Annotated in this window: 14 protein-coding genes; 7 read left to right on the top strand and 7 right to left on the bottom strand. The window is 59.7% G+C overall.

Annotated elements, in window-relative coordinates; translation table 11 throughout:
* Positions 1-32 precede the first annotated feature (32 nt).
* Complete coding sequence (locus FQ192_RS34845; protein WP_306108886.1) at positions 33-674, top strand: hypothetical protein; 642 nt, start codon at positions 33-35, stop codon at positions 672-674.
* Between the two features lie 195 nt (positions 675-869).
* Here FQ192_RS34845 and FQ192_RS34330 read toward each other — a convergent pair whose 3' ends face one another.
* The 4 genes from FQ192_RS34330 to FQ192_RS07550 form a co-directional block, all read right to left on the bottom strand.
* Positions 870-2,582, bottom strand: coding sequence for an NEL-type E3 ubiquitin ligase domain-containing protein (locus FQ192_RS34330; RefSeq protein ID WP_256672235.1), 1,713 nt, complete (start codon positions 2,580-2,582; stop codon positions 870-872).
* Between the two features lie 3 nt (positions 2,583-2,585).
* Positions 2,586-5,816: a dermonecrotic toxin domain-containing protein gene (locus FQ192_RS07565; protein ID WP_256672234.1), complete on the bottom strand. Its 3,231-nt coding sequence runs from the start codon at positions 5,814-5,816 to the stop codon at positions 2,586-2,588.
* A gap of 194 nt (positions 5,817-6,010) precedes the next feature.
* Positions 6,011-9,121 (bottom strand): transglycosylase domain-containing protein, encoded by a 3,111-nt coding sequence (locus tag FQ192_RS07560; protein ID WP_149658035.1) that lies wholly within the window; start codon positions 9,119-9,121, stop codon positions 6,011-6,013.
* 369 nt (positions 9,122-9,490) lie between these two features.
* Positions 9,491-9,949 carry a transposase gene (locus FQ192_RS07550; RefSeq protein WP_149658033.1) on the bottom strand — a complete coding sequence of 153 codons (459 nt, stop codon included), beginning with the start codon at positions 9,947-9,949 and terminating at the stop codon, positions 9,491-9,493.
* Between the two features lie 629 nt (positions 9,950-10,578).
* On the opposite strand from FQ192_RS07550, the gene FQ192_RS07545 reads away from it, so the two are divergent.
* Positions 10,579-12,000, top strand: a complete 1,422-nt coding sequence (locus tag FQ192_RS07545) for an amino acid permease (RefSeq protein ID WP_054045290.1) — start codon at positions 10,579-10,581, stop codon at positions 11,998-12,000.
* Between the two features lie 178 nt (positions 12,001-12,178).
* Here the strand turns inward: FQ192_RS07545 and FQ192_RS07540 are convergent, their stop codons facing one another.
* Positions 12,179-13,303 carry an OpgC family protein gene (locus FQ192_RS07540; protein ID WP_149658032.1) on the bottom strand — a complete coding sequence of 375 codons (1,125 nt, stop codon included), beginning with the start codon at positions 13,301-13,303 and terminating at the stop codon, positions 12,179-12,181.
* 227 nt (positions 13,304-13,530) lie between these two features.
* On the opposite strand from FQ192_RS07540, the gene FQ192_RS07535 reads away from it, so the two are divergent.
* The 3 genes from FQ192_RS07535 (at position 13,531) to FQ192_RS07525 (ending at position 17,146) form a co-directional block, all read left to right on the top strand.
* Entirely contained in the window at positions 13,531-15,024 is a 1,494-nt protein-coding gene (locus FQ192_RS07535) for a glucosyltransferase domain-containing protein (protein WP_372242327.1), read from the top strand.
* Positions 15,025-15,131: 107 nt separating this feature from the next.
* Complete coding sequence (locus FQ192_RS07530; RefSeq protein WP_149658031.1) at positions 15,132-15,536, top strand: GtrA family protein; 405 nt, start codon at positions 15,132-15,134, stop codon at positions 15,534-15,536.
* On the top strand, positions 15,536-17,146 hold the full coding sequence (locus tag FQ192_RS07525; RefSeq protein ID WP_149658030.1) for a glycosyltransferase family 39 protein: 1,611 nt from the start codon (positions 15,536-15,538) through the stop codon (positions 17,144-17,146). Before FQ192_RS07530 ends, FQ192_RS07525 begins: the two co-directional genes overlap by 1 nt.
* 21 nt (positions 17,147-17,167) lie before the next feature.
* Here FQ192_RS07525 and FQ192_RS07520 read toward each other — a convergent pair whose 3' ends face one another.
* Together FQ192_RS07520 and FQ192_RS07515 are read right to left on the bottom strand one after the other, a co-directional pair.
* Positions 17,168-18,787, bottom strand: coding sequence for an FMN-binding glutamate synthase family protein (locus tag FQ192_RS07520; RefSeq protein WP_149658029.1), 1,620 nt, complete (start codon positions 18,785-18,787; stop codon positions 17,168-17,170).
* Between the two features lie 151 nt (positions 18,788-18,938).
* Positions 18,939-19,739 carry a LuxR C-terminal-related transcriptional regulator gene (locus FQ192_RS07515; RefSeq protein ID WP_149658028.1) on the bottom strand — a complete coding sequence of 267 codons (801 nt, stop codon included), beginning with the start codon at positions 19,737-19,739 and terminating at the stop codon, positions 18,939-18,941.
* A gap of 127 nt (positions 19,740-19,866) precedes the next feature.
* Between FQ192_RS07515 and FQ192_RS07510 the strand changes: the two genes are divergently transcribed.
* Positions 19,867-20,688, top strand: coding sequence for a carbon-nitrogen hydrolase family protein (locus tag FQ192_RS07510; RefSeq protein ID WP_149658027.1), 822 nt, complete (start codon positions 19,867-19,869; stop codon positions 20,686-20,688).
* A gap of 230 nt (positions 20,689-20,918) precedes the next feature.
* Positions 20,919-22,244, top strand: coding sequence for an APC family permease (locus FQ192_RS07500; RefSeq protein ID WP_149658025.1), 1,326 nt, complete (start codon positions 20,919-20,921; stop codon positions 22,242-22,244).
* Positions 22,245-22,343 lie beyond the last annotated feature (99 nt).

The following is a 22,343-nucleotide window of genomic DNA, read 5'->3' as shown; positions in this document are numbered from 1 at the left end:
GCACAAAAGTGGCGGCGTTCCGGATTCCCGCCATGTATTTCGACACCCTGGATTTCGCCTACGAACTGCGCACGCCCAACCCGTTGGGCATGTCCAGCGGGCTCTATACCGGGTCGATCAACTACCAGATCGGTCCCGGCGGGGATTTCAACATCGGCAACATGCAACCCACTGACAGCAACCTGACCCTGGACTTCGTCCTCGATGTGCAACACACCCTCAAAGTCGACCTTCCACCCGGCGGTACTCAAATCCTCCTGGAACCCAAGGGCGGGTGGAGCAGTTGGCTCGATCAGGCACGGCCACCCACGCGCCTGTTGCGTGACCAGACCTTCCTCATCTCGGCGTCATCGCGGTTCAAGATGCAATTGGAGTGCGAGCTTGACCTGAGCGAGGGCTGCGGGATCATTGATCGGGAGTCGGGTTATGCCGGGCTGGTCACCGTCAGCGTCAGCCTGCCCCACGGGCTGACCGACAGCAGCGGCAAACCGGTCAATCGATTGTTGTTGAACCGTGAGGAATCGGTGACGTTCCAGCCTGGCGTCTATGTGGATCGAAAGCCGGGAACCCTGCATTTCGAAGTGCCGGAACGTGATACCGCGTTTTTCATCCGCAACAGCAAGGGGCGGCCCTACAAGGGCAACATCACTGTGATTTGGGATTCGGAGGTGTGAGCCTGTAGGCGCGACACCGCACTTGTGGCGAGGGGGCTTGCCCCCGTTGAACTGCACAGCAGTCCTCTCCTTTCTCCGGCAAAAGAGAGGGGCCGCTTCGCAGCCCAGCGGGGGCAAGCCCCCTCGCCACAGCAAGCCCCCCCGCCACAGCAGCCCCCTGGCCACAAGTTCGGTGTCAGGCTTGGCTGATCGGCTTTATGCCTCCAGCCCCTGCTTTTTCAGCAGCTCGCGGGTCAGGTGGCGGCCCAGTGTCAGTCGGTTGTAAGTCAACTCATTGAGCCGGGTCGTGTAGGCCTGATCACTCATCGCTGGCTGGCTGCCGGTGGCGTTGCGCTGTTCTTCCAGGGCGTCCAGCTGCTGATCAAAATCCTGGTCGTTGGCCAGCCATTGCTCGGGGTAGGTCTCTCGCAAATAGTTTTCCCAGAACGGTTGTTCGAGCATGCCATTGACCAGCCCGTCGCCGCTTTCCAGTTCCATCACGGTGGCATAGGCCCGGTCGATGGCCTCGTCCGGCACCGCCGCGACAGTTCGGTAGAGCATGGAGTCGGACTGCCAGGGCAGGTCCAGGCGTCGCGCCAGTGATGTTTGATACGCCAGGTAGATTTCCACCTCTTCGGCCCGGCTGGGGCGCGACAGGGAATCGGCCCGGGCGATGTCGTTGACCCGGTCCAGGCGCGTCGCACCTTTGGCCAATTTCACCAGCCGCGGCTCCAGTTCAATCGCCGACGTCGAATAGGCGTAAGCCTGGGACACCAGCGCCTGCACCCCCATGCTGTTGAACAGCTCGGAGCGGGCATCCGCGCAGTTTTCCGGGTTTTCAGCGGTGCGGAACAGCTTTTCGCGCAAGGGCGTGTCCAGGTCCATGGCATCGATCAGTTCCCAGACCCGGCGCGACAGTTGTTCCCGCACCCAGCCGCCGGCCCGGTAATCGGCGGAGGTGGTCAGGCTGTCGATGAGCCGGAAAAACCCTTCGCTGTTGGCTTCGTTCATCAAGTGGTCCCAGGCTTCGGCGCGCCAGGTGCCCAGGCCAGGAGAGCGATTGCCCCACAGTGAGGTGTCGTCATTGAGCGGCCATTTGTCCCGCGCCCGTTGCGCCAGCGGTTCGTAGATGTTCTCCCGGTGCAGGCCCACCGAGCGGCGGTACGAATACAACGTCTGACGATGGGCGTCGAGCAATTGGCGGGCGTCCAGTCGCGTCCGGGCGACCGTCCACGCATTGCTCGAGCCGCGTATGGCCCGGGGAACGGTGTTGATCGGGTTACCCGACAGGTCGAGGAAAAAGCCCCGGGGACGCGGCCGGCTCAGCAAGCCCTCGGGCCAGGTGGCGAGGCCCGTGTAGGCGAGGTTGAGGACCTTCAGGCGCGGCATGCGCTGGACGTTCGGTGGCAGGCCCAGCACGTTGTATTCCAGGCGCAGGGTTTGCAGGCGGGTCAGGTTGGCCAGTTGCGCCACGGCCTCCTCGGTCAGGCGGATGCGGTTGTCGCTCAGGCGCAGGGTTTCGAGGCCGGACATCTTTCCGACTCCGGCCGGCAGGCCCGTCAGGCCGCAGCGGCGCGCGCTGAACTGGCGCAGTTGGGTGAAATTGCGCAACATCCCGTCCGAGCGCAGCGAGAAATCCATGCCATCGAGATTCAGCGTGGTGATCTGCTCGAGCCAGGGCCTGATGTCCGGCAGTTTTTTCCACCAGCGTTCCAGGTTGTAGCGCCGCAAATCGCTGGACAGGTCCAGCGCATAACCGCCGCTCAGCGACGTACTGCGTTCATCGAACACCCGGGGTTTTCGCTCGAAGCATTCCACCAGGCGGTCGGCCACATGCCTGACGGCATCGGGCGCAATGGCGGCCTCGTCGGGCAGGGACACCGCCACCTGTTCCTGCCAGGTGCTGAGCACGTTGCGCAACTTGTTCAATTCCTACTCCAGGGCCTTGAGCACCTGGACGGGGTCGGCATCACGGGGCAACGAGTGGAGAAAGACTTCCACGTCCTGTTCGCTGAAATGCGGATACAGATCCAGCACCCGTTGCCCAACCGTCCTGGCTTCCCGGGACAGTGCAGGGCCGCGCAACAGCAGCAGGGTCTCGCGCTGGGCCACCGGCCGGATCGGCGGCTCCAGCAACGCGGTGCGCCGTGCGGCCGGTGGCTCGGCCTTGACCATCAGCCATTCCTTGAACCAGGCGCCCTCGCCGGGGCGGTAGCCGAGTTCCAGGCGCGACGTTTCAGGCATGGCGCGCAGAATCGCCTCGTACAGATTGAAGGCAGGATGCAACGGGCGGTTTTCGTGGTCACGCACCTCGTAGCGTCCGTGTTCATCACGCACCAGCACTGTGACGCTCGCGGCCTCATCGGCGCCGACCCGGCAGCGCAACGGGCCGTCGAAGGTGCCGTCACGCACCTCGATGCGCAATCCGTTGAAGGTGTCGCTGTTGAGCCGCAGCACGTTCAGGGCCAGGCGTTCGGTGTCGATGGTCACGCGGTCGCGCTGGTAGAAACCTTCAAAGGCCCGCGCCGTGCGGGTTTCAAACGCGCATTCACGCGCCAGGCCCCGGAGGCGCAGGGGGATGCGCTGCGGTTCGGCGAGTGTCGCCAGTTCGCTGCTGCCGGCGCCGGCCAACAGGGTTTCGGCGACGTCCGTCGGCAAGTCCGGGTATTGCTGTTGCAAGCGCAAGACCTTGGCGTTCTGGCTGATGGCCCTGGCGCGGTACAGGTAGTCCGCGAGGTCGGCCTTGCGCTCATTCACCCGCGCAATCAAGCGATCACGCAATGCTTGTACCCGCGCATCGGCGGGCAAGTGTGCACCGAGCAAACGGGCCAGTTGCGCCTCGTCCAGAAAGCCCGCGACCCGCTCCGGGAGCCTGCCGGCCATCACCTCGGCGAGGCTGAGGTTCAGCGTTCGGCGCGCGGTTGCCGGGGCGCTGCCATAGGCGCGGTACATGCCGGTCAGGTTGGAGCGTTCGTAGACGTTCAGCGCGTAGTCCGCCGGCCAGCCGGGCAGTTCAGTGACCAATTGTTCGAACCAGTAGGACGAGGGTTCCATGGCCGACCCCGAGCGAATTTGCTCGCGGACCACGGCGATATCCTTGATGGCCTGGTAGCGCTTGAGGGTGTCGTCCAGCAGCAACGGTGGCGGGGTCTGCTCGACATGCATGCGGCGCAGCACCCCTTCGTCCGTGCCACTGACCCGGCGGATGTTCTCCAGTTGGTCGGCGTTGAAGCCATCGGTGCGATGGCCGAGGCGTTTCATCAGGGTGTAGGCGTCCCAGGTGCGCGGGTTTTCCCCTTCGAGCAGCCAGGCGCCGTGGCCGTTATGGCTGATTTTCGGTGCGTAGGCCTCGGGACGAGTGGGGTGCTGGATGCGATGCTCGCCGGTGTCGGGGTTTTTTTTGACGTGGTAGGTCCCTTGGTCGAGGAGCAGGATGTCCTGGCCTTCGATGTTGCGCAGGCCCAGGTCATTGGGCTTGGAGTCCTGCTCCAGGCGGATCTGTTGTTCATACGGGCTGAGGTCAGGGTTCCACAGCCTGGTTTTACCGCCGGGCAGTTGCACCGGGGTCATGCCTTCGATCAGCGGCGACAGTTTGAGTTTGAACACTTCGCCGACCGTGCCACCGACACCCAACGCGGCCAGTTGAACGACGTCGGTGACCACGCCAATCACATGCTCGGCGGCTTCCGTCCATTGGCCTTCAGCCAGATCGACCACGCCCTCGATCACATTCGTGGTCAGTTGATAGGCGGTGTAGGCCAGCATCAATTCCCCCAGGCCCGGCACGAACGGGGCCACCACCATCAGCGCGACGTTGAAAATGTCCGAGAGCATTTTCTTGAAATTGTCCCACCAGGCCCAGCGCGAGCGGCTGTCGGCATCGCCGGTGGAGACCGCGATCTCACGGCCATCATTGAGGATCTTGTTCAGTGCCTGCTGGTACCGATGCTCCCACAGCGCACCGGTGATCGGCACGGCGCTGGCCTCGAGTTTGGGCCGGGGCACCGGTGTATCACGCCAGCTCGGGCCGGGATCGGTCGGCGCCAACTCGTGCCATTTGACCTGGCTCAGGCGTTGCTCCAGGCCGGCAAAAAAATGCCCGCGCTGTTGCTGGTCGACAAACTGGCTGAAGAACTGCCGATAGGTCTGCCCGGTCGACGGCAGGCTTTTGTTCTCCCGCAGTTGGCGACCGAGTTCGACGATGCAAGCGGTCGCCGACGGGTATTCCTTGAGGGGGTGCTCCGGGTCGTGGGGGACGTACGCCAGCATGCGGTTGGACGCGCGATTGTGCGGGGATGGCGTCGGGGTAAACATCAGGATGCCGGTCAGGGTGGTGTCCATCAGGCGCAGGTCGCAGGCTTGCAGGAGATTGCCATCCAGGGTCAGGTTCGGGAAGCCGTGGAGCACGGCCAGCAACCCGCGGTGTGCCTGGGGGCTGATGTCACGGGTCTGCAGCGCCAGGTGCAAGGCGGCCTTGAACGCGGCCTTCTGGTTGAGGATGACAAAGTGTTGCAAGGCCCCTGCGGCCACCGGGCTGGACGGCAACAGGACCTGTTGAAGATGACGCCGGTAACGGCGGCCGATATTCAACTCGCGGCACAGTGTCTGGAACTGTTTGAGCGACATTTGTTGTTTGATTGGCACCACTTCGAAGTGCCCGTGTTCATCGGGCTGGGTAATAAAGTCCGATTGAGGTTCAAAGGTGTCGGAACTTGCGAAGTTATGCAGTGCCGCATCCAGTAAAGACACTTTGCGGGTGGTGACACCCTTGGACGTATCAATCACATACCAGGGATGTTCCTTGGGGATATACAGATTTAACCAAGTGGCTCGTACATCAAGGTTCAGCCCATATTGGCGTTGCAGTGCAGCCCTGAGCAAAGGTTCGGCAAAGGCATGGATGTCCTGAAGCACAGTGAGCAGGCGATCCACCGCATTCTGGCGGGTCCAGGATTCCACGTTGGCATTGGCCAGGTCTTCGTCGGCGCTGTTGAACCAGGACTCGCGGACGGGGCGGACCTTGCCCAACGTCCGCACTCTTTCAATGGACGCCTGGGTAAAAGCGCTGTTGAGTGTTTCTTTGATGAAGGGGTAATGACGACCTTTATTGTTATCGGAGTTGTCCGATTCAACCAAGTTGTTTACTGTTTGTGACTGAAACATATTGAATGATCTTCACGTTAGGAGAAGCCCTAAAACTATCCGCTGGCGTGAAGAATAAAAGTCTAAATGTCTGTTCCTGAAGTTGAAGAATGTCGAGTTAACGATCAGGAATTGGATTGCCGAAAATAATTAATTACCACCTTTGTAACCAATGCCGTGATCGCCGTAGGAAAACGCCACGGCGACCTCCGGCATTAGCGTTGTGCCATCGTCGGCGCCGCGCACTCCGTGTTGCGACCCGGCTGCAAATACGGGGTCAGGATCGGCGCCATGCCCTTGAGCACTTGCACGGGCAACGCCGAGGTGAACTTGAATTGTTCCGCCGAGCGACCCGGCACGAACGCGGTCAAAGTGCCGAAGTGATGCTCGCCGATATAGAAGACGAAGGTCGCGGTGCGGTTGATCGACTTCGAACTCAGAATCCTGCCGCCAGAGCCAATCGCTTCGATACGGTTATCCCCGGTGCCAGTCTTTCCGCCCATGGCCAGCGGTGTGCCGTCCGGGGTTTTGAAACTGCCAGAGACCCGTTTTGCAGTACCGGCATCCACCACGTGGGACAAGGCCTCGCGCATGGCCGCAGCGACTTCTGAAGGCATCACGCGTTTGCCGACGTTGGGGTCGTTGATCACCTGGGTTTCATACGGTGTGTTGGCCGCAAAATGCAGACTGTCGATGCGCAGGGTCGGCATGCGGATGCCGTCGTTGAGGATGGTGCCGATCAACTCGGCCAACGCGGCGGGGCGGTCGCCGGAGCTGCCGATGGCGGTGGCCAGTGACGGCACCAGGTGATCGAACGGGTAGCCGACTTTCTGCCAGCGCTGGTGAATGTCGAGGAACGCCTCGATCTCGAGCATGGTGCGGATGCGGCTGTCCCGGGCGCCTTTGTGTTTGCTCTTGAACAGCCAGCTATAAACTTCCTGGCGTTCGAACTGGCTGGCCTTGACGATCTCGCTCCACTTGGCGTCGGGGTGGCCCAGCAGGTAACCGATCAGCCACAGGTCCAGCGGGTGGACCTTGGCGATGAAACCCTGGTCCGGCAGGTCATACGAGCCGGGGCCGTAGCTCAGGTACAGGCGCTCCAGACGTTCGTCGGTGAGTTTTTCGGTGACTTTGGCGCCTTTGAGGTGTGCGCGCACGAAGGTGTTGAAGGCGGCTTGCTCGGCGTCCGGGTAGAGGTAACGGTGCACGGCGGCCATGCGAATCGGGGTCGGGCGCATGCTGTCGAGGAAGGTTTCCAGGCGCGCGTCAGTGTCCTTGTTTTTGTACTTTTTCCAGAACTTGAGCAGGAACGACGTGCCTTCCTTGTCGGCAAACGAAGCCAGGTATTCCTGACGGCGTGGGTCGCGGTCGTCCTTGAGCAGTTCGGCGCTGCTGTTGGGCCCGGAATAGGTGGTGTAGCGCACGATGTCGCGCATCAGCCGAATGAACGGCAGGTTGATCGACTCGCGGATGGCATCGCGCAGGGTCGGCATGCGGCCGTTGTCTTCGTTGCGGAAGTTGTGGAACACGTGCAACCCGCCACCGGTGAAAAACGCCTCGCCGGGGCTGGCCGAGTATTTGCGGTCAAGGGCGGCGCCGAGCATTTTCGGCAGGCTGCGGTCGGTGTTCTGGATCAGGTAATCGACCACCCAGCGGGTCAGGCGATCCTGATCCGGCACGTCGGTTTTCTTCAGCTCGGCCACGGTCTTGTCGCCGTACTTGTCGTGCAGCTCGGAGATGATCTGCAAGTAGGTGGTCAGCACCCGCATCTTGGCGGTGGAGCCCAGTTCCAGTTTGCTGCCTTCGTTGATGTCGAACGGTTGGTCGGTGCTGTCGGTCTGCACCCGCACGCGGGAGCCGTCCGGGGTCAGCTCGAACAGGGTAAAGCTGTAGCGCACCGCCTGGGTGCTCGTGGGGGTCAGCAAGCGTTCGCCGATCAGGCCGATCTGCCCGGCGAACACCGGGTCGGCCAGGTGCTTGAGGTATTCGGTGGCCTGGGCCTGCAAGTCACTTTGCAAGGTGCTGGTGGCCGACAGGTCGAGGCGGTCGAGGTCATACAGTGGACGGTTGAGCATCGACGCCAAGCGGCTGCGGGCGGTGCTGATGCCTTTGTTGGTTTCGATCGGCTGGAGGGTCGGCTGGGTCTGCCAGTCGCGGTACGTCACTTGACTGGCCAGCGCCGAGGCGGCCAGTGGTGCATCGATGACATTGTTCAGGGCGAGCAGGCGAATGTGGCTGTCAGTGAGGTCGGCCAGTTCTTCGTGACCCTTGGTCAGGTAGTGGGAAGGACGACGCTGGGCGATCATCAGCGACAGCATTTCCCGCAGGGCCAGGCCTTTGGCGGCCATGGTTTTTGGATCCGTGGCGGTGCTGGCCAGGGTTTCATTGGCCTTGTTGAAATCGGCGCCGTACCAGACTCGCAGGCCTTCGGCCATGCCATGCACTTCACCGTGGCCGGGGACGGCCGACAGCGGCACGCTGTTGAGGTAATCACGCACCACGTTCTGCCGCACTTCCAGGGTTTGCGGCCCTGGCTGATAAGCCCGCACGCTGGCGGAAATCATCTGCCGGATCTTCTCCGCGCCGGACACGGTCAAGCCATCGGGGGAATGGCGGTACTTCTCCAGCTGCGTCGCCAGGGTACTGCCGCCGGCCGACTGCCCCGGCAGATGCATCAACTTGGCCACCTGGGACCATGCGGCCATGCCGAAGCGCGGCCAGTCCACGGCGGGGTTGGCCAGGGGCTGTTTGGGATCGAGCAGGAAACGGTTCTCGATGAACAGCAAGCTGTTGACCACCACCGGTGGAATCGACTCGAAACTGGAGTAGAGCTGCTGCGGGTAATTGAACTGATACAACGGCGCCGCGCGGCAATCGGTGATCGTCAGCCCGGCCTGGATCTTCTCCGAATAGGGCACGAAAAAGCCCTTGTCGGTGTAGTTCATCAACGCCGGGGAAAAACGGGCTTGCGCGGCTATCACATAGTTGCGCTTGAGCAGCCGAGGCAGAAAATCCCCCATGGCGCTGTAGCCCAGACGCAAGTCGAACGGACCGGCACCGGGGTAGCGAATCGCATCGCTCGGACCGGGTTGCACCTCATAACTCAGGGACGCGGCAAATTTGCTGACCTCCCGGGCCTGAAACTTCGACGTGCGCATTTCCTTGGCAGCGGCCAGGCCCAGCACCACCAGGATAATCAGCAACAACAACCAGAACGCCTTCCAGCCGTGCTTGGAGCGACGGGGTTTTTCAGGTAAAGGCGCATCATCCACACGTTCAGTCGGAACCACGGTTTTACTCGAATCGCTTTGCCATAACGCGCCCATAGTCGACTGATCCATTCACGCAGATTGATCGGACTTGTCTGAAGCTTAGACGGTGGTTGGCGATGGTGAAAAAATTGTGAATAGAGAAATTTCGAAATCGTATGGGTGGTTGTTGTCACGGGGAACGAAGTTATTAAGTCGAACACTACCCTGTGGCGAGCGAGCTTGCCTGTGGCGAGGGGGCTTGCCCCCGTTGGAGTGCGAAGCACTCCCCCAGCATTCCAACAGGAGAACCGCATTCACCGGTTTTACGACTGCTGCGCAGCCGAACGGGGGCAAGCCCCCTCGCCACAAAAGCCCTTTACCCACAGATCAACCCCGTTCACCACAGGTAAACCCTTCCCTGCAGGGGTCGACCCTGTACTCGGTTTATAGCCAACAAGCATCCCAGAGCGGGTAGTCACCGTATTTTTCTACCAACCCGGCACGCAACGGGTTGGCAATGATGTAGCGAGCGAAGGGCAGAAGATCCTCACCATCGCGGATAGCGCGGTCGTGATAACCGGATTGCCACAGCGGGCCGCGACGGCCCGTGGCTTTGTTAACTGACTGAGTACAACGCGATTTGATAGCACCAATGACATTCCCCAAGTCTTTATCGTGCAATTGCATCAGCCAATGGAAGTGATCGGGCATTACAACCCAGGCAATTGAGTCCACATGGCCCGATTCGTGAGCGCGGCGCCGTTCCTGGACGAGCAAACGTCCCAGTCTCCAATCGGAAAAAACGGGTTGGCGATTATGAATAACTGCGGTGATGAGATAAGCGCGACCGGTTTCGGAGTATCGACCTCGACGCAGACGATGAGAGTTGGGTTGGGTTGGCAATCCATTGCCTCCTTTGTGTGGTAATTGACGCTTTCAGGCTAGCGGCTGGTGTTCGGCTTTGACGCTGCAATTGCTGAGTGAAAATTCTGATCTCTCTGAAGGACAAATGGGGCTTACCTGTGGCAAGGGGTTTTTGTGGCGAGGGGGCTTGCCCCCGTTGGAGTGCGAAGCACTCCCCAGCATTCCAACAGGAGAACCGCATTCACCGGTTTTACGACTGCTGCGCAGCCGAACGGGGGCAAGCCCCCTCGCCACAGGGTGTCTACGTCTGAGAGATCTGAGTTAGAGCCTTTGGAGGGGTAAATCCGACTTAGGTCCAAGCATGACGATGCACCAATGCTGTGCAATACTCACCGCCGTTTTTCACGATGGCTATTGCGGCAAAAGCCAGTTAATGCCCCTCCGTAAACCGGGCTTTTAGCGAGAGTTCTGGCTGAATGTTGTGGTTTATAGAGTGAAAAGCCCTGTCGGAAGCTTTTTATACTGCACGCCCCGCTGATCTTGCAGGTTTTGTCCTACAAGACGGGTTTGCCCAAAAGGCAGGCCCGGTTTCAGGCAAGCAACGGCTTATCGGTCGGCGCTTCGATGCTCGGTGGTCATATCCAATAACAAGACGAGGTTGTACCCCTATGCCAGCAGGCAATCATCTGCCCCAAGGCGAGACCGCTCAGGGCGGCCCGCTTAAACGCGAACTGGGCGAACGGCATATTCGCCTGATGGCGCTCGGCGCCTGTATCGGTGTCGGCCTGTTCCTCGGTTCGGCCAAGGCCATCGAAATGGCCGGCCCGGCGATCATGCTGTCCTACATCATTGGCGGTCTGGCGATCCTGGTGATCATGCGTGCCCTCGGCGAGATGGCCGTGCACAACCCGGTCGCCGGCTCCTTCAGCCGCTATGCCCAAGACTACCTCGGCCCCTTGGCCGGTTTCCTGACCGGATGGAATTACTGGTTCCTGTGGCTGGTGACCTGCGTCGCGGAAATCACGGCGGTGGCGGTGTACATGGGCGTCTGGTTCCCCGACGTGCCGCGCTGGATCTGGGCGCTGTCGGCGTTGATCAGCATGGGCACCATCAATCTGATCGCGGTCAAAGCCTTCGGTGAATTCGAATTCTGGTTCGCCCTGATCAAGATCGTCACCATCATTGCAATGGTGATCGGCGGTATCGGCGTGATCGCGTTCGGCTTCGGCAACGACGGCGTGGCCCTGGGGATTTCCAATCTGTGGGCCCATGGCGGCTTCATGCCCAATGGCGTGCAAGGCGTGTTGATGTCCCTGCAAATGGTGATGTTCGCCTACCTCGGCGTCGAGATGATCGGCCTGACCGCCGGCGAAGCGAAGAACCCGCAGAAGACCATTCCCAACGCGATCGGCTCGGTGTTCTGGCGGATCCTGTTGTTCTACGTCGGCGCGTTGTTCGTGATTCTGTCGATCTACCCGTGGAATGAAATCGGCACCCAGGGCAGTCCGTTCGTGATGACCTTCGAGCGTCTGGGCATCAAGACCGCCGCCGGCATCATCAACTTCGTGGTAATCACGGCGGCGCTGTCGTCGTGCAACGGCGGCATCTTCAGCACCGGGCGCATGCTCTACAGCCTGGCGCAGAACGGCCAGGCCCCGGCCGGTTTCGCCACCACATCCAGCAACGGCGTGCCCCGTCGCGCGTTGCTGTTGTCGATCTTCGTGCTGTTGCTGGGCGTGCTGCTCAACTACATGGTTCCGGAAAAAGTCTTTGTCTGGGTGACGGCAATTGCCACCTTCGGCGCGATCTGGACCTGGGTGATGATCCTGCTGGCCCAGCTCAAATTCCGCAAAGGCCTGAGCGCCAGCGAACGGGCCGGGCTGAAATACAAAATGTGGCTGTACCCGGTCAGCTCGTACCTGGCGCTGGCGTTCCTGGTGCTGGTGGTGGGGCTGATGGCGTACTTCCCGGACACTCGGGTGGCGCTGTACGTGGGGCCGGCGTTCTTGGTGCTGCTGACGGTGTTGTTCTACGTGTTCAAGCTGCAACCGACCAATGCGACGCAAGGTGCGGTGCGTTCGGCTTCTTGAGTGGTAACGCCTGAAATGCAAAAGCCCCGGTCGTGATGATCGGGGCTTTTTGTTATGAAACGCTGAACTGTGGTGAGCGAGCTTTCGTGGCGACGGGGCTTGCCCCCGTTGGAGTGCGAAGCACTCCTCTGCATTCCTTCATCCACACCCCCTCGCCACAAAGTGTGCCTTGCCGATATCAAGCGATGACGGTTTGCACCGGCCGGGTCAGGCGCTTGTTGAAATCCAGCCAGGCCCCCAACAACGCCATCAACCCGGCCCCCACCAGTGCGGTGAAGATTTGCATGGCAAACGCATCGTCGGTCATGGCATTGACCATGTCCGCCAAGGGCGCCAACAGCACGCCCAGGCAGAAGATTTCCAGCGAGTAACGACCCATGCGGCAACTCTGCTGCGCCAGCCAGTTTCGGGTCCAGCCGTTGTCGGGCCACAGCTTGGCGGTGACGTAGGCCAGGGCCAGGAAATGCAGCAATCGCACCGGCGACAGGTCGGTCTTGCTGATCGGGTACAGCAGGTTGCTCAGCCACGCCGGCATCACGGCGTCGTGAATTTCCGGCCAGCGCCAGGCGATCGTAATCACCCCGGCGAGCACCGCGTACACCGCTGCGCTGACAAACAACGGCTGGCGCAGCAGCGGTCGAGTATCGGGCTGTCGCGGGCGCTGCCCATGCACAGCGGCGGCGCCACCGAGCACAAACAACAGTTGCCAGACCACCGGGTTGAAGTACCACACGCCATCCTTGATGGCGGCCAGGTTCCAGCCGAACCACGGCGCCAGCAGGTACACCGTCAACGACACCGCCACCACCGCCCATGCCTTGCGCAGCAGCAGGGGCAGCACCAACGGCAGACCCGCCAGCAGCACGATGTACAGCGGCAACGGGTCCATAAGGTTGGGTTTGAAGCGCAACAGCAACTCATCCGTCAGCGCCTGCTGGGGGTTGGTGATGAAGTGATGCATGCCCATTTCTTCCACCAGGTCACGGGTTTCCACGTGGCTGTTGGCGAAGAACACGATGCCCATCAGCATCGCCAGCAAAAAGATATGCACCACGTACAGCACCCAGGTGCGGCGCAGGATTTTCAGGCAGGCGACCAGATAACCGTCACGCTGGAGAATCTTGCCGTAGGCCAGCACCGCCGCGTACCCGGCGAGAAACACGAAAATCTCCGCGGCATCGCTGAAACCGAAGTTACGCGGGGTGATTTGGCCGAGGGGGTTGTGCGGCACGTGATCCCAGAAAATGAAGATCAGGGCCAGGCCTCGAAAAAAGTCGATGCGGTGATCGCGTTCAGACGTCATGACTGAGGGCTCTTGAACGGGTGTTGAAAAGGAGTACTACGCGGCACAAAAGGTTGCGCGCCGCGAATGGGCGGCGCGCAGGGTGGCGTGATTGGCGAGTAATTGCAAAGTCGGGATATTACGGGATATTGCCCGCGCTCACCGTCCGTCTTAAACGCGGTGATGAATGCCTGGCGCCGCGATCAAAGCTTCACGGATTGAATGCAGTCATCCGAAGGGGCATCGACATGCGGATGGGCGATTGGCTCGACAGAGAACTCGGCGGCCGACGGGTCTGGCTGTGTTTTCTATTGGCGACCTTTGCCTACGTCCTGCCGTTGATCCTCGCCGATTATCCCTACATCGATGACAGCTGGCGCTCACTGGCCGCTGGCATGGGGTGGTCGCAAGAGGGGCGTTTATTTACCCAGCTGTTCTACAACGGGCTGACCTTCAGCGGCGCGGCGCCCAACCTCTTTCCCTTACCTTTGCTGATCGCCACCCTGGCGATGGCCTGGGCATTGACCCGCCTGACCTTCCACTACTTCGCCGAACCGACCCTGGCCCATTGCCTGGTGGTACTCGGGTTCTGGTACAACCCGTTCTTCCTGCAAAACCTGTCGTATCAATATGACGGCCCAGCCATGGCCCTGAGCCTGGTGGCGGTGATTTTTGCGATCACCTTTCGCAGCGCCTCGCGGGTCCGGCAACTGGTGGTGCCGGCGCTGCTGATTGCCCTGGCATTGGGGCTGTATCAGGTCAGCATCAATGTGTTTCTCGGCTTGTGCGCCCTGGAGCTGCTGCGCGGCGCCAACGCCAAACTGCCCTGGCCCGAGTGGTGGCGGTTGTTCGGCTGGAACGCCGCGCAAGTGGCGCTGGCCTGGTTGATCTACTTCGCCACGGCGGGCGCCTATATGAATCAGCACCGCACCCAACTGTTGAACGGGGAGGTGGCGCCACTGCTGCAAATCGAAACCAACACGGCCCGGGTGTTGGAAAAGGTCATGTTGCTGTTTCACGGCGGCTTCGGCTGGGTGTTCGCGGGGCTGCTGCTGTGTGCGGTGGCCGGCGCTGTCCTGCTCATCGGACGGCAGGAAACGGGGCCGAGGAAAACCGTGTTGGGGTTTGTTTGTTTATTAATTATTCCGGTCGTGGTGTTTCTGGTACCCGGCGCCGCGCTGTTTTTCCGCGACTTCAACGAAGGCGCCCGGACCCTGATGGGGTTCTCCGTGGTGCTGCTGTTGCTGTTCTACTTCAGTCACCTGGCGTTGACGGTCTTGCACCCACGACTGCCGCTGCTGTTGCTGATCCCGCTGCTGGCCATGCTCTCGCTGTCCTTCGCCTATGGCCGGGTGCTGGTAGTGCAGAAGACCTTCGCCAACACCGCGCTCAACGCCCTGAGCTACGACATCGCCTCCCGCCCGGCCCTGCGCGATGCAAAACGTATTTACCTGTCGGTGACTTACTCCGATCACTGGCTGATCGGTGCGGCCGGTTCCTTCAAGCACTTGCCGGTGCTGCGTTATTTGCTGAACACCGACTACTACATGCTCGCCGAGAACTTGCCCAAGGCCGGCATCACCAATGTGGTGGCCGAGCGGGAGCGGCGCAATGCGACGCGGGTCGGGTATCAGGGGTTTGTACCGCTGGTGGATAGCCAGTACTACCGCATTTATTTGCTCGGGGATTACGGTTTTATCGTGATGAAGGAACCGAAGCCGATCACTGAACTGCATTGGTGACCGTTGGTCCGGAACAGCGTGAGACCTGTAATTTCTGACAGTAGACGGTACCCGGTGACAAATTTAGTTTGAAGGCACCTGCAACGGCAACGCGGCAAGGAGCCGGCATGAAAGCCTTATGGGAAGGATTCTCCACCTACGCATTCATTGGATTGGCCAATACGTTTATTCATTGGCAGCTGTTTTATGTCCTCTCCACTGCCGCTGAACTTAGCCAGGCGGCGAGTAATTTAGCGGCCTATTGCGTCGCGGCGACCTTTTCCTTCTATGTCAATACGCTCTATACCCTGGATAACAAAGCGTCGGTATTGGCGTATTTGCTGTTCATTGGTTTTATGGGCGTCATGAGTTATGGCGTCGGGCATCTCGGCGATGTATGGCAGCTTCACGGTCTGGTGACGGTGAGTTTGTTTTCGTTATTATGCCTTGTGTGCGGGTTCTTCTTTTCGAAGTTTGTGCTGCTTCGGGTACTAGACGAACGGAAGGGGTTAGACGAAGAGGGCGCTGAATAGTGGACGGCGTAGGGGGCAAGGAGAATGTGCGTTTACAACGGCCTTGCTTAATAATTTTATCAGTGACTTCAATTTTACTTATTTCAGTGGTGGTGCGGCTCTATGGTGTGGGCAAAATACCAGTCTGGTCGGATGAAGCATTTACATTGATTTTAAGTTCTTACTCGCCTTCTCAAATTGTATTTCATACGACCCAAGACGTGCATCCCCCTCTTTATTATCTGGTTTTACATTGTTGGATGTCTATTTTTGGTAATGGACTTTTTGCTACGCGGAGCCTTAGCGTAATGGCTGGAAGTCTGAGTGTGTTGCTGGGTATGTGGTTACTGTCTTTGATCTGTACTCGACGTGCGGCTGTTTTGGGTGGTGTGATATTAGCGCTGCTTCCTATTGCTGTTCGTTATAGCCAAGAAGTACGCATGTATGCCTTGTTAGGGCTGTTAATGCTGGGCGCGACCATCGCTTTCGTATACTGGCTCAAGAATCCTCGTGTTAATTTCGCGCTCGCGATGTATGTGGTGCTGGCGATGGCCGGACTTTATACCCACTATTTTGCTGCAGTCGGGCTGGTTTCGTATTGGGCTTATCTTTTGGTTCTGATGTGCCGGCGTGAGGTGTCGTATAAGTATCTCTTCGCAAAGGACTGGTGGCTGGCTAATATATTAATAGCTCTGTTTTTTACGCCTTGGGTTCCCAATCTTTTGCATCAGTTGGAGTTTTCGGGGTTTAACTGGATCGAACGATCTGATTTCGATGCAGTGGTTTCAGCGATGTGGATGTTTGTAAGTTACACGGATGGGCTGGATTTCCATGTTTTGTTGTTTTATAGCTTGCCGGTGGCGTTGTTTGTAATTGCTTTAGTTGCGATGATGCACGATTCGACTCCGAGGAAGTATAGTTATCTGATTGTGACTTATACGTGGTTTCCATTAGTTCTCATTGCGTTGGTTTCTTTTTTTCGTCCGCTGTTTGTCGTTCGGTATTTTATGTTTGCCGCGCTGGGACTACCGATGATTATGGCCTTGGCGTTGGATACATATTGGGTTCGCTGGAGATTGTACTGTTGCATATCCATGGTGCTGATAATCTCTATGGAGAGTGCTGGTATCTATAACGTACATCGAGTGGGTCATGTTGTCCATCAAGAGATAAATAGCATGGATGCTGTTTCTGCACAATTAAATGCGCAAGTTGCTACGAAGGATGAAGTATTAATTACATATGGGTTTTTATACTTTCCATTTGTTTATTACAATACAACTGGAGTGACGCCAAAGTTTTACGCTCCACCGAATGCAGACGGGACGCTGTCGCGCCCTAATGGCACCTTGATATGGACTTTGGTTCAGAATAAAGCAAGCGAAATATTTATTGATAATCTGGATGGCCTGAAGTCAAGATCTGGAAGGATTTGGATGTTAGGGAACTATATAGGCGGGGCACAGGAAATTGTAGTTCCGCAGAGTTGGCGTTTGATTAGCACCTTTATTGTGGAGGATACACAACTCCAGCTATTCGAGTTGGGGTCATCCGATGCACAGCCAAATTCTTCGACCGTTCAGACAATTGAATCTGGCATGTACGTTCCCGATAGCGCCAACCTACCTTGAGGCTGGCGCCTTGATCAGTGCTTACGCCGCCGCCACTTCCCCCGGCTCAAAACTATCCGCCCGCGCCATCTGCCACATCCGCGAATAAAACTCGCCGTTCACTTCCCCGGTCAACAATTCCCCCGGCTTCAAGAACACATGCAACTGCGAGAACAATTTAATCTCGGTCGCCGACATGCGTCGTACCAAATGCTTTGCCGACAGTTGCGAAGGATGTTCCAGCCCTGCCGCCGCCAGCATTTCAGCCAACGCCTTCAAGGTATTGCGATGGAAGTTGAACACCCGCTGCGCCTTGTCCGGCACTACCAATGCGCGCTGACGCAGAGTGTCTTGAGTCGCCACGCCGGTCGGGCATTTGTTGGTGTGGCAGCTTTGCGACTGGATGCAGCCGATGGCGAACATGAAGCCGCGCGCGGAGTTGGCCCAGTCGGCGCCGATGGCCAGGACGCTGGCGATGTCGAAGGCGCTGACGATTTTGCCGCTGGCGCCGAGTTTGATTTTGTCTCGCAGGTTCAAGCCCACCAGGGTGTTGTGGACGAACAGCAAGCCTTCGCGCATCGGTACGCCGATGTGGTCGGTGAATTCCACCGGTGCCGCGCCGGTGCCGCCTTCCTTGCCGTCGACGACGATGAAGTCCGGGAGGATGCCGGTTTCGAGCATGGCCTTGGCGATGCCCATGAATTCCCATGGATGGCCGAGGCAGAACTTGAAGCCCACCGGTTTGCCGCCGGACAGTTCACGCAGTTGCTGGATGAAGTGCATCAGTTCGATGGGCGTGGAAAACGCGCTGTGCCGCGACGGCGAAATGCAGTCTTCGCCCATCAGGATGCCGCGGGTTTCAGCGATTTCCTTGGTGACTTTGTGCTTGGGCAGGATCCCGCCGTGGCCGGGTTTGGCGCCCTGGCTCATCTTGATTTCAATCATGCGCACTTGCGGCGTCTGGGCCTGGGCGGCGAAGCGTTCCGGGTCGAAACGGCCGTCGGCGGTGCGGCAGCCGAAGTAGCCGCTGCCCAGTTCCCAGGTCAGGTCACCGCCGTTTTCCCGGTGATAGGCGCTGATGCTGCCTTCGCCGGTGTCGTGGGCGAAGTTGCCGAGCTTGGCGCCCTGGTTCAACGCGCGGATGGCGTTGGCGCTGAGGGAGCCGAAGCTCATGGCCGAGATATTGAACACCGACGCCGAGTACGGCTGAGTGCACTGCGGGCCACCGACCATCACGCGGAAACCGCTCGGGTCACTCAACGGCGCCGGGCGCATGGAGTGGCCGATGAACTCGAAGCCCGACTGGTACACGTCGATCAGCGTGCCGAAGGGTTTGTCGGCGCTTTCGTTCTTGGCCCGGGAATACACCAGCGAACGCTGGGCCCGGGAGAAGGGCAGGGCGTCGCTGTCGGATTCGAGCAGGTATTGGCGGATTTCCGGGCGAATGCCCTCGACCAAGTAACGGATATTGCCCAGGATCGGGTAGTTGCGCCGCACGGCGTGGGGGCTTTGCAGCAAGTCGAACAGGCCGACGAGGCTCAGCACGCCGGTAACGGCGGTGATCGGCCAGAGCCAGTCGTGTTGCAGGAAGGGCAGGCTGGCGAGGGTAAAGATCACACACGCGGCAAAGAAGGCGTAGCGGCTCAGGAGTGACAGGCTCATACGGGTTCCCTGGGTTCGGACTCGGTTACGTTCAACACGCGATCCCTGTAGGAGCGAAGCTTGCTCGCGAAAGCGGTGTGTCAGTCACGGTTAATGTCGACTGACACACCGCCATCGCGAGCAAGCTTTGCTCCTACAGGGCCGTGGTGTTTCAGGCATTTTGCGCTTGCAGGAATATCGAAAACAGCTCCGACTGGGACTTGATCCCCAGCTTGCTGTACATGTGTTTCTTATGGACTTTCACGGTTTCTACGGAGATTTCCAGCTTACGGGCGATTTCTTTACTGGAGCAACCGCTGAGCATCAACCTTCCGACGTCCAGCTCCCGGGCGGTCAGTTGCGCGCCTTTGAGTTGCTGCACCGAGGCTTCCAGTTGCACGCGCCAGTCAGCCTGGATCGGGGAGGGAGCCAGGGCCACGACTTCGTTGATTTCATAGGGCAAGCGCTGGCGCAACAGGCCCAGCACCCACGGCTGGATCAGCGACAGCAAGGCTATCTGCTGGCCGCTGAAACGCTGCTTGCTGCCCAAGGACAGGCACAGCGTGCGGTCGCCTTCGAGCTGGCAATTGAACTGGATTTCGTCGGCCACCACATTCAGACGAAAGTAGCGCTGGTAATACTCGGTCAGCTCGAAGTGCTCTGGCGCGACTTCCGACAGGCGATACAGCCCGGTGCGCGACTGTTCGCGGCAGGCGATGTAGAACGGGTCCAGCAGGTACAGGCCGCGCAGGTAATCCTGGAACAGCTGATCGGGGCTGCCGTCCTCGCCGGGGCATTCGGCGAACACCAGCGGGTGCTGGTCGGCGCTGAAAAGCAGCACCACCCAGCTGTCGAAATCCACGTATTGGTCCAGCAACCGGACCAATTGCGTCCAGAAGTTCGGCTTGTCCAGGGCGTCGATCAGTTGCCCCACCGAACGGTGCCAGGCGATGTCATCCAGCGAGAGTGTCATGCGTCTACCCCTATCGGGTTACCCCGGCCGCGTGATTCCCTGGCCGGTTGCTTGCTGCGCATACTGGCGCACAGACACCGACCGGGCAATCTTTCTGCAACCCCGGCGCCCATAACAAGGAATACCCATGAAGGTCGAACTCGCCCAATTGGCGGGCCGTGACAATGACACGGCTTACAACCTCGAACGCGCCCTGGCTGCGATTGCCGGCTGCGCCAGCGATACCCAACTGATCATGTTTCCGGAAGGCCACTTGATGGGCTTCGCGTCGGAGGAGACCGTGGCCCAGGTCGCCGAGCCGCTGGACGGCCCGACCGTCAGCGCTGTGCTCGCAGCGGCCCGTGAACGCCAGATCGCCGTGGTGGTGGGCATTGCCGAGAACGACAACGGCCGTTTCTACAACACCACGCTGCTGATCACCCCCGAAGGCATTGCTCTGCGCTATCGCAAGACGCATTTGTGGGCGTCGGATCGCGGCGTCTACGAGGCCGGCGACCGTTACGCCACGTGCCTGTGGAACGGGGTGCGGGTCGGCCTGCTGATTTGCTACGACATCGAATTCCCCGAAACCGCCCGTGCCTTGGCGCAACTGGGCGCCGAAGTGCTGCTGGTCACCAACGGCAACATGGACCCCTACGGCCCGACCCACCGCACCGCGATCATGGCCCGCGCCCAGGAAAACCAGGCGTTTGCGCTGATGGTCAACCGCGTGGAAACCGGCGATGGCGGTTTGTTGTTTGCCGGCGGCAGTGCGCTGGTGGATCCGCTGGGCACGTTGCTGTTCGAAGCCGGGCGCGAGGAGGGTCAGTTTGCGGTTGAGCTGGACCTGAACCAATTGGCGGCGGCGCGACAGGATTATCGGTACCTGGATGATCAGCGGCTGAAGTTGCCGGGGGAGATTGTCGAGCATGCCAATGGACGGCGGGAGTTACTGATCCCTAAAAACTGAAGATCAAAAGATCGCAGCCTTCGGCAGCTCCGCCGAACGCGATTCCGCTGTACCGATCGTTCCCACGCTCTACGTGGGAATGCAGCCCGGGACGTTCCGCGTCCCAAGAGCGGACGCAGAGCGTCCATTGAGGCATTCCCACGCAGAGCGTGGGAACGATCACGCAACACCCCGTACCTTGCGCCGAACTCGGCTCTGCCATAAATCTAATAAATTCGGAGTAGTCGCTCATGGCTCGTTTGCAACGCACCCTGTCATTGGGTTCGGTGGTGCTGTTCGGCATCGCCTACATGACGCCGATCATTGTGCTCGGCACCTTCGGCATCCTCGCTCAATCCACCGCCGGCATGGTCCCGGCCGCTTACCTGGCGGCGCTGGTGGCGATGTTCTTCACTGCCATGAGCTACGGGCGCATGGCCGCCGCGTTCCCGGTGGCCGGTTCAGCCTACAGCTATGTGCGCAAAGCCATCAGCCCGAAACTCGGCTTTATCGCCGGTTGGGCAGTGCTGCTCGATTACCTGTTCCTGCCGATGGCGATCTGGCTGATCGGTGCGGCTTACCTCAACTCCGCCTTCCCGGCGGTGCCGCAGTGGATCTGGGTGTTGGCGTTCATCGGCATCACCAGCGCGATCAACATCGTCGGCCTGAAACTGGCCAACGGCATCAATGCCTTGCTGATGCTGGTGCAATTTCTGGTACTGATCGCTTTCGTCGCCCTGTGCGTGCATTACATCGGCGGCGACGCGAACACACCGTTGTGGACGATCAAACCGTTCTTCAACGGCGACATGCAAATGCCGTTGATCATGAGCGGCGCGGCCATTGCCTGTTACTCGTTTCTCGGTTTTGACGCGGTCAGCACCCTGACCGAAGAAACCCGCGACCCACGCCGCACCATTCCCCGGGCGATCATGCTGATCACCCTGATCGGCGGTTTGATTTTCGTCGGCGTGTCGTACTTCGTGCAGATCGCCCATCCGTCGTTCCAGTTCGACAGCGTCGACTCGGCGGCTTACGAAATTGCCCGCAACATCGGCGGCGACCTGTTCGTCTCGATCTTCCTCATCGGCCTGATCGTCGGCCAGTTCGCGTCGGGCCTGTCAGCCCAGGCCAGTGGTTCGCGGTTGCTCTTTGCCATGGGCCGCGACGGCGTGCTGCCCAAGTCGTTTTTCGGCACGTTGCATGAACGCTTCGGCACGCCGGTCAACAGCATCCTGCTCTGCGCCGTGGTGGCGTTGCTCGCGCTGAAACTGGACGTGACCACCTCGACCTCGTTCATCAACTTCGGCGCCTTCCTGGCCTTCAGCCTGGTGAACCTGTCGGTGATCTTCCATTACTGGATCGGCGGCGAGAAAAAAGGCCCGCGTGAGCTGGTGCTGTTCCTGGTGTTCCCGTTTGTTGGCCTGGTGGCGGACTTGTGGCTGATGGTCAGCCTCGATCACCTGGCGATTTACCTGGGCCTGAGCTGGCTGGCGATTGGCGTGGTGTACCTGGCGGTGCTGACGGGCGGGTTCCGTCGCCAGCCGCCGGAGATGGATTTCCAGGAAGCCACGTAACGACACACCACCCTGTAGGAGCAAAGCTTGCTCGCGATGGCATCGGGTCTGACACACCGCGTCATCGTTCTTCGCGAGCAAGCTTTGCTCCTACGGTGA

The sequence above is a fragment of the Pseudomonas sp. ANT_J12 genome (genome assembly GCF_008370045.1).
Lineage (GTDB): Bacteria > Pseudomonadota > Gammaproteobacteria > Pseudomonadales > Pseudomonadaceae > Aquipseudomonas.
This window is presented reverse-complemented; position numbering and strand designations above follow the sequence as displayed.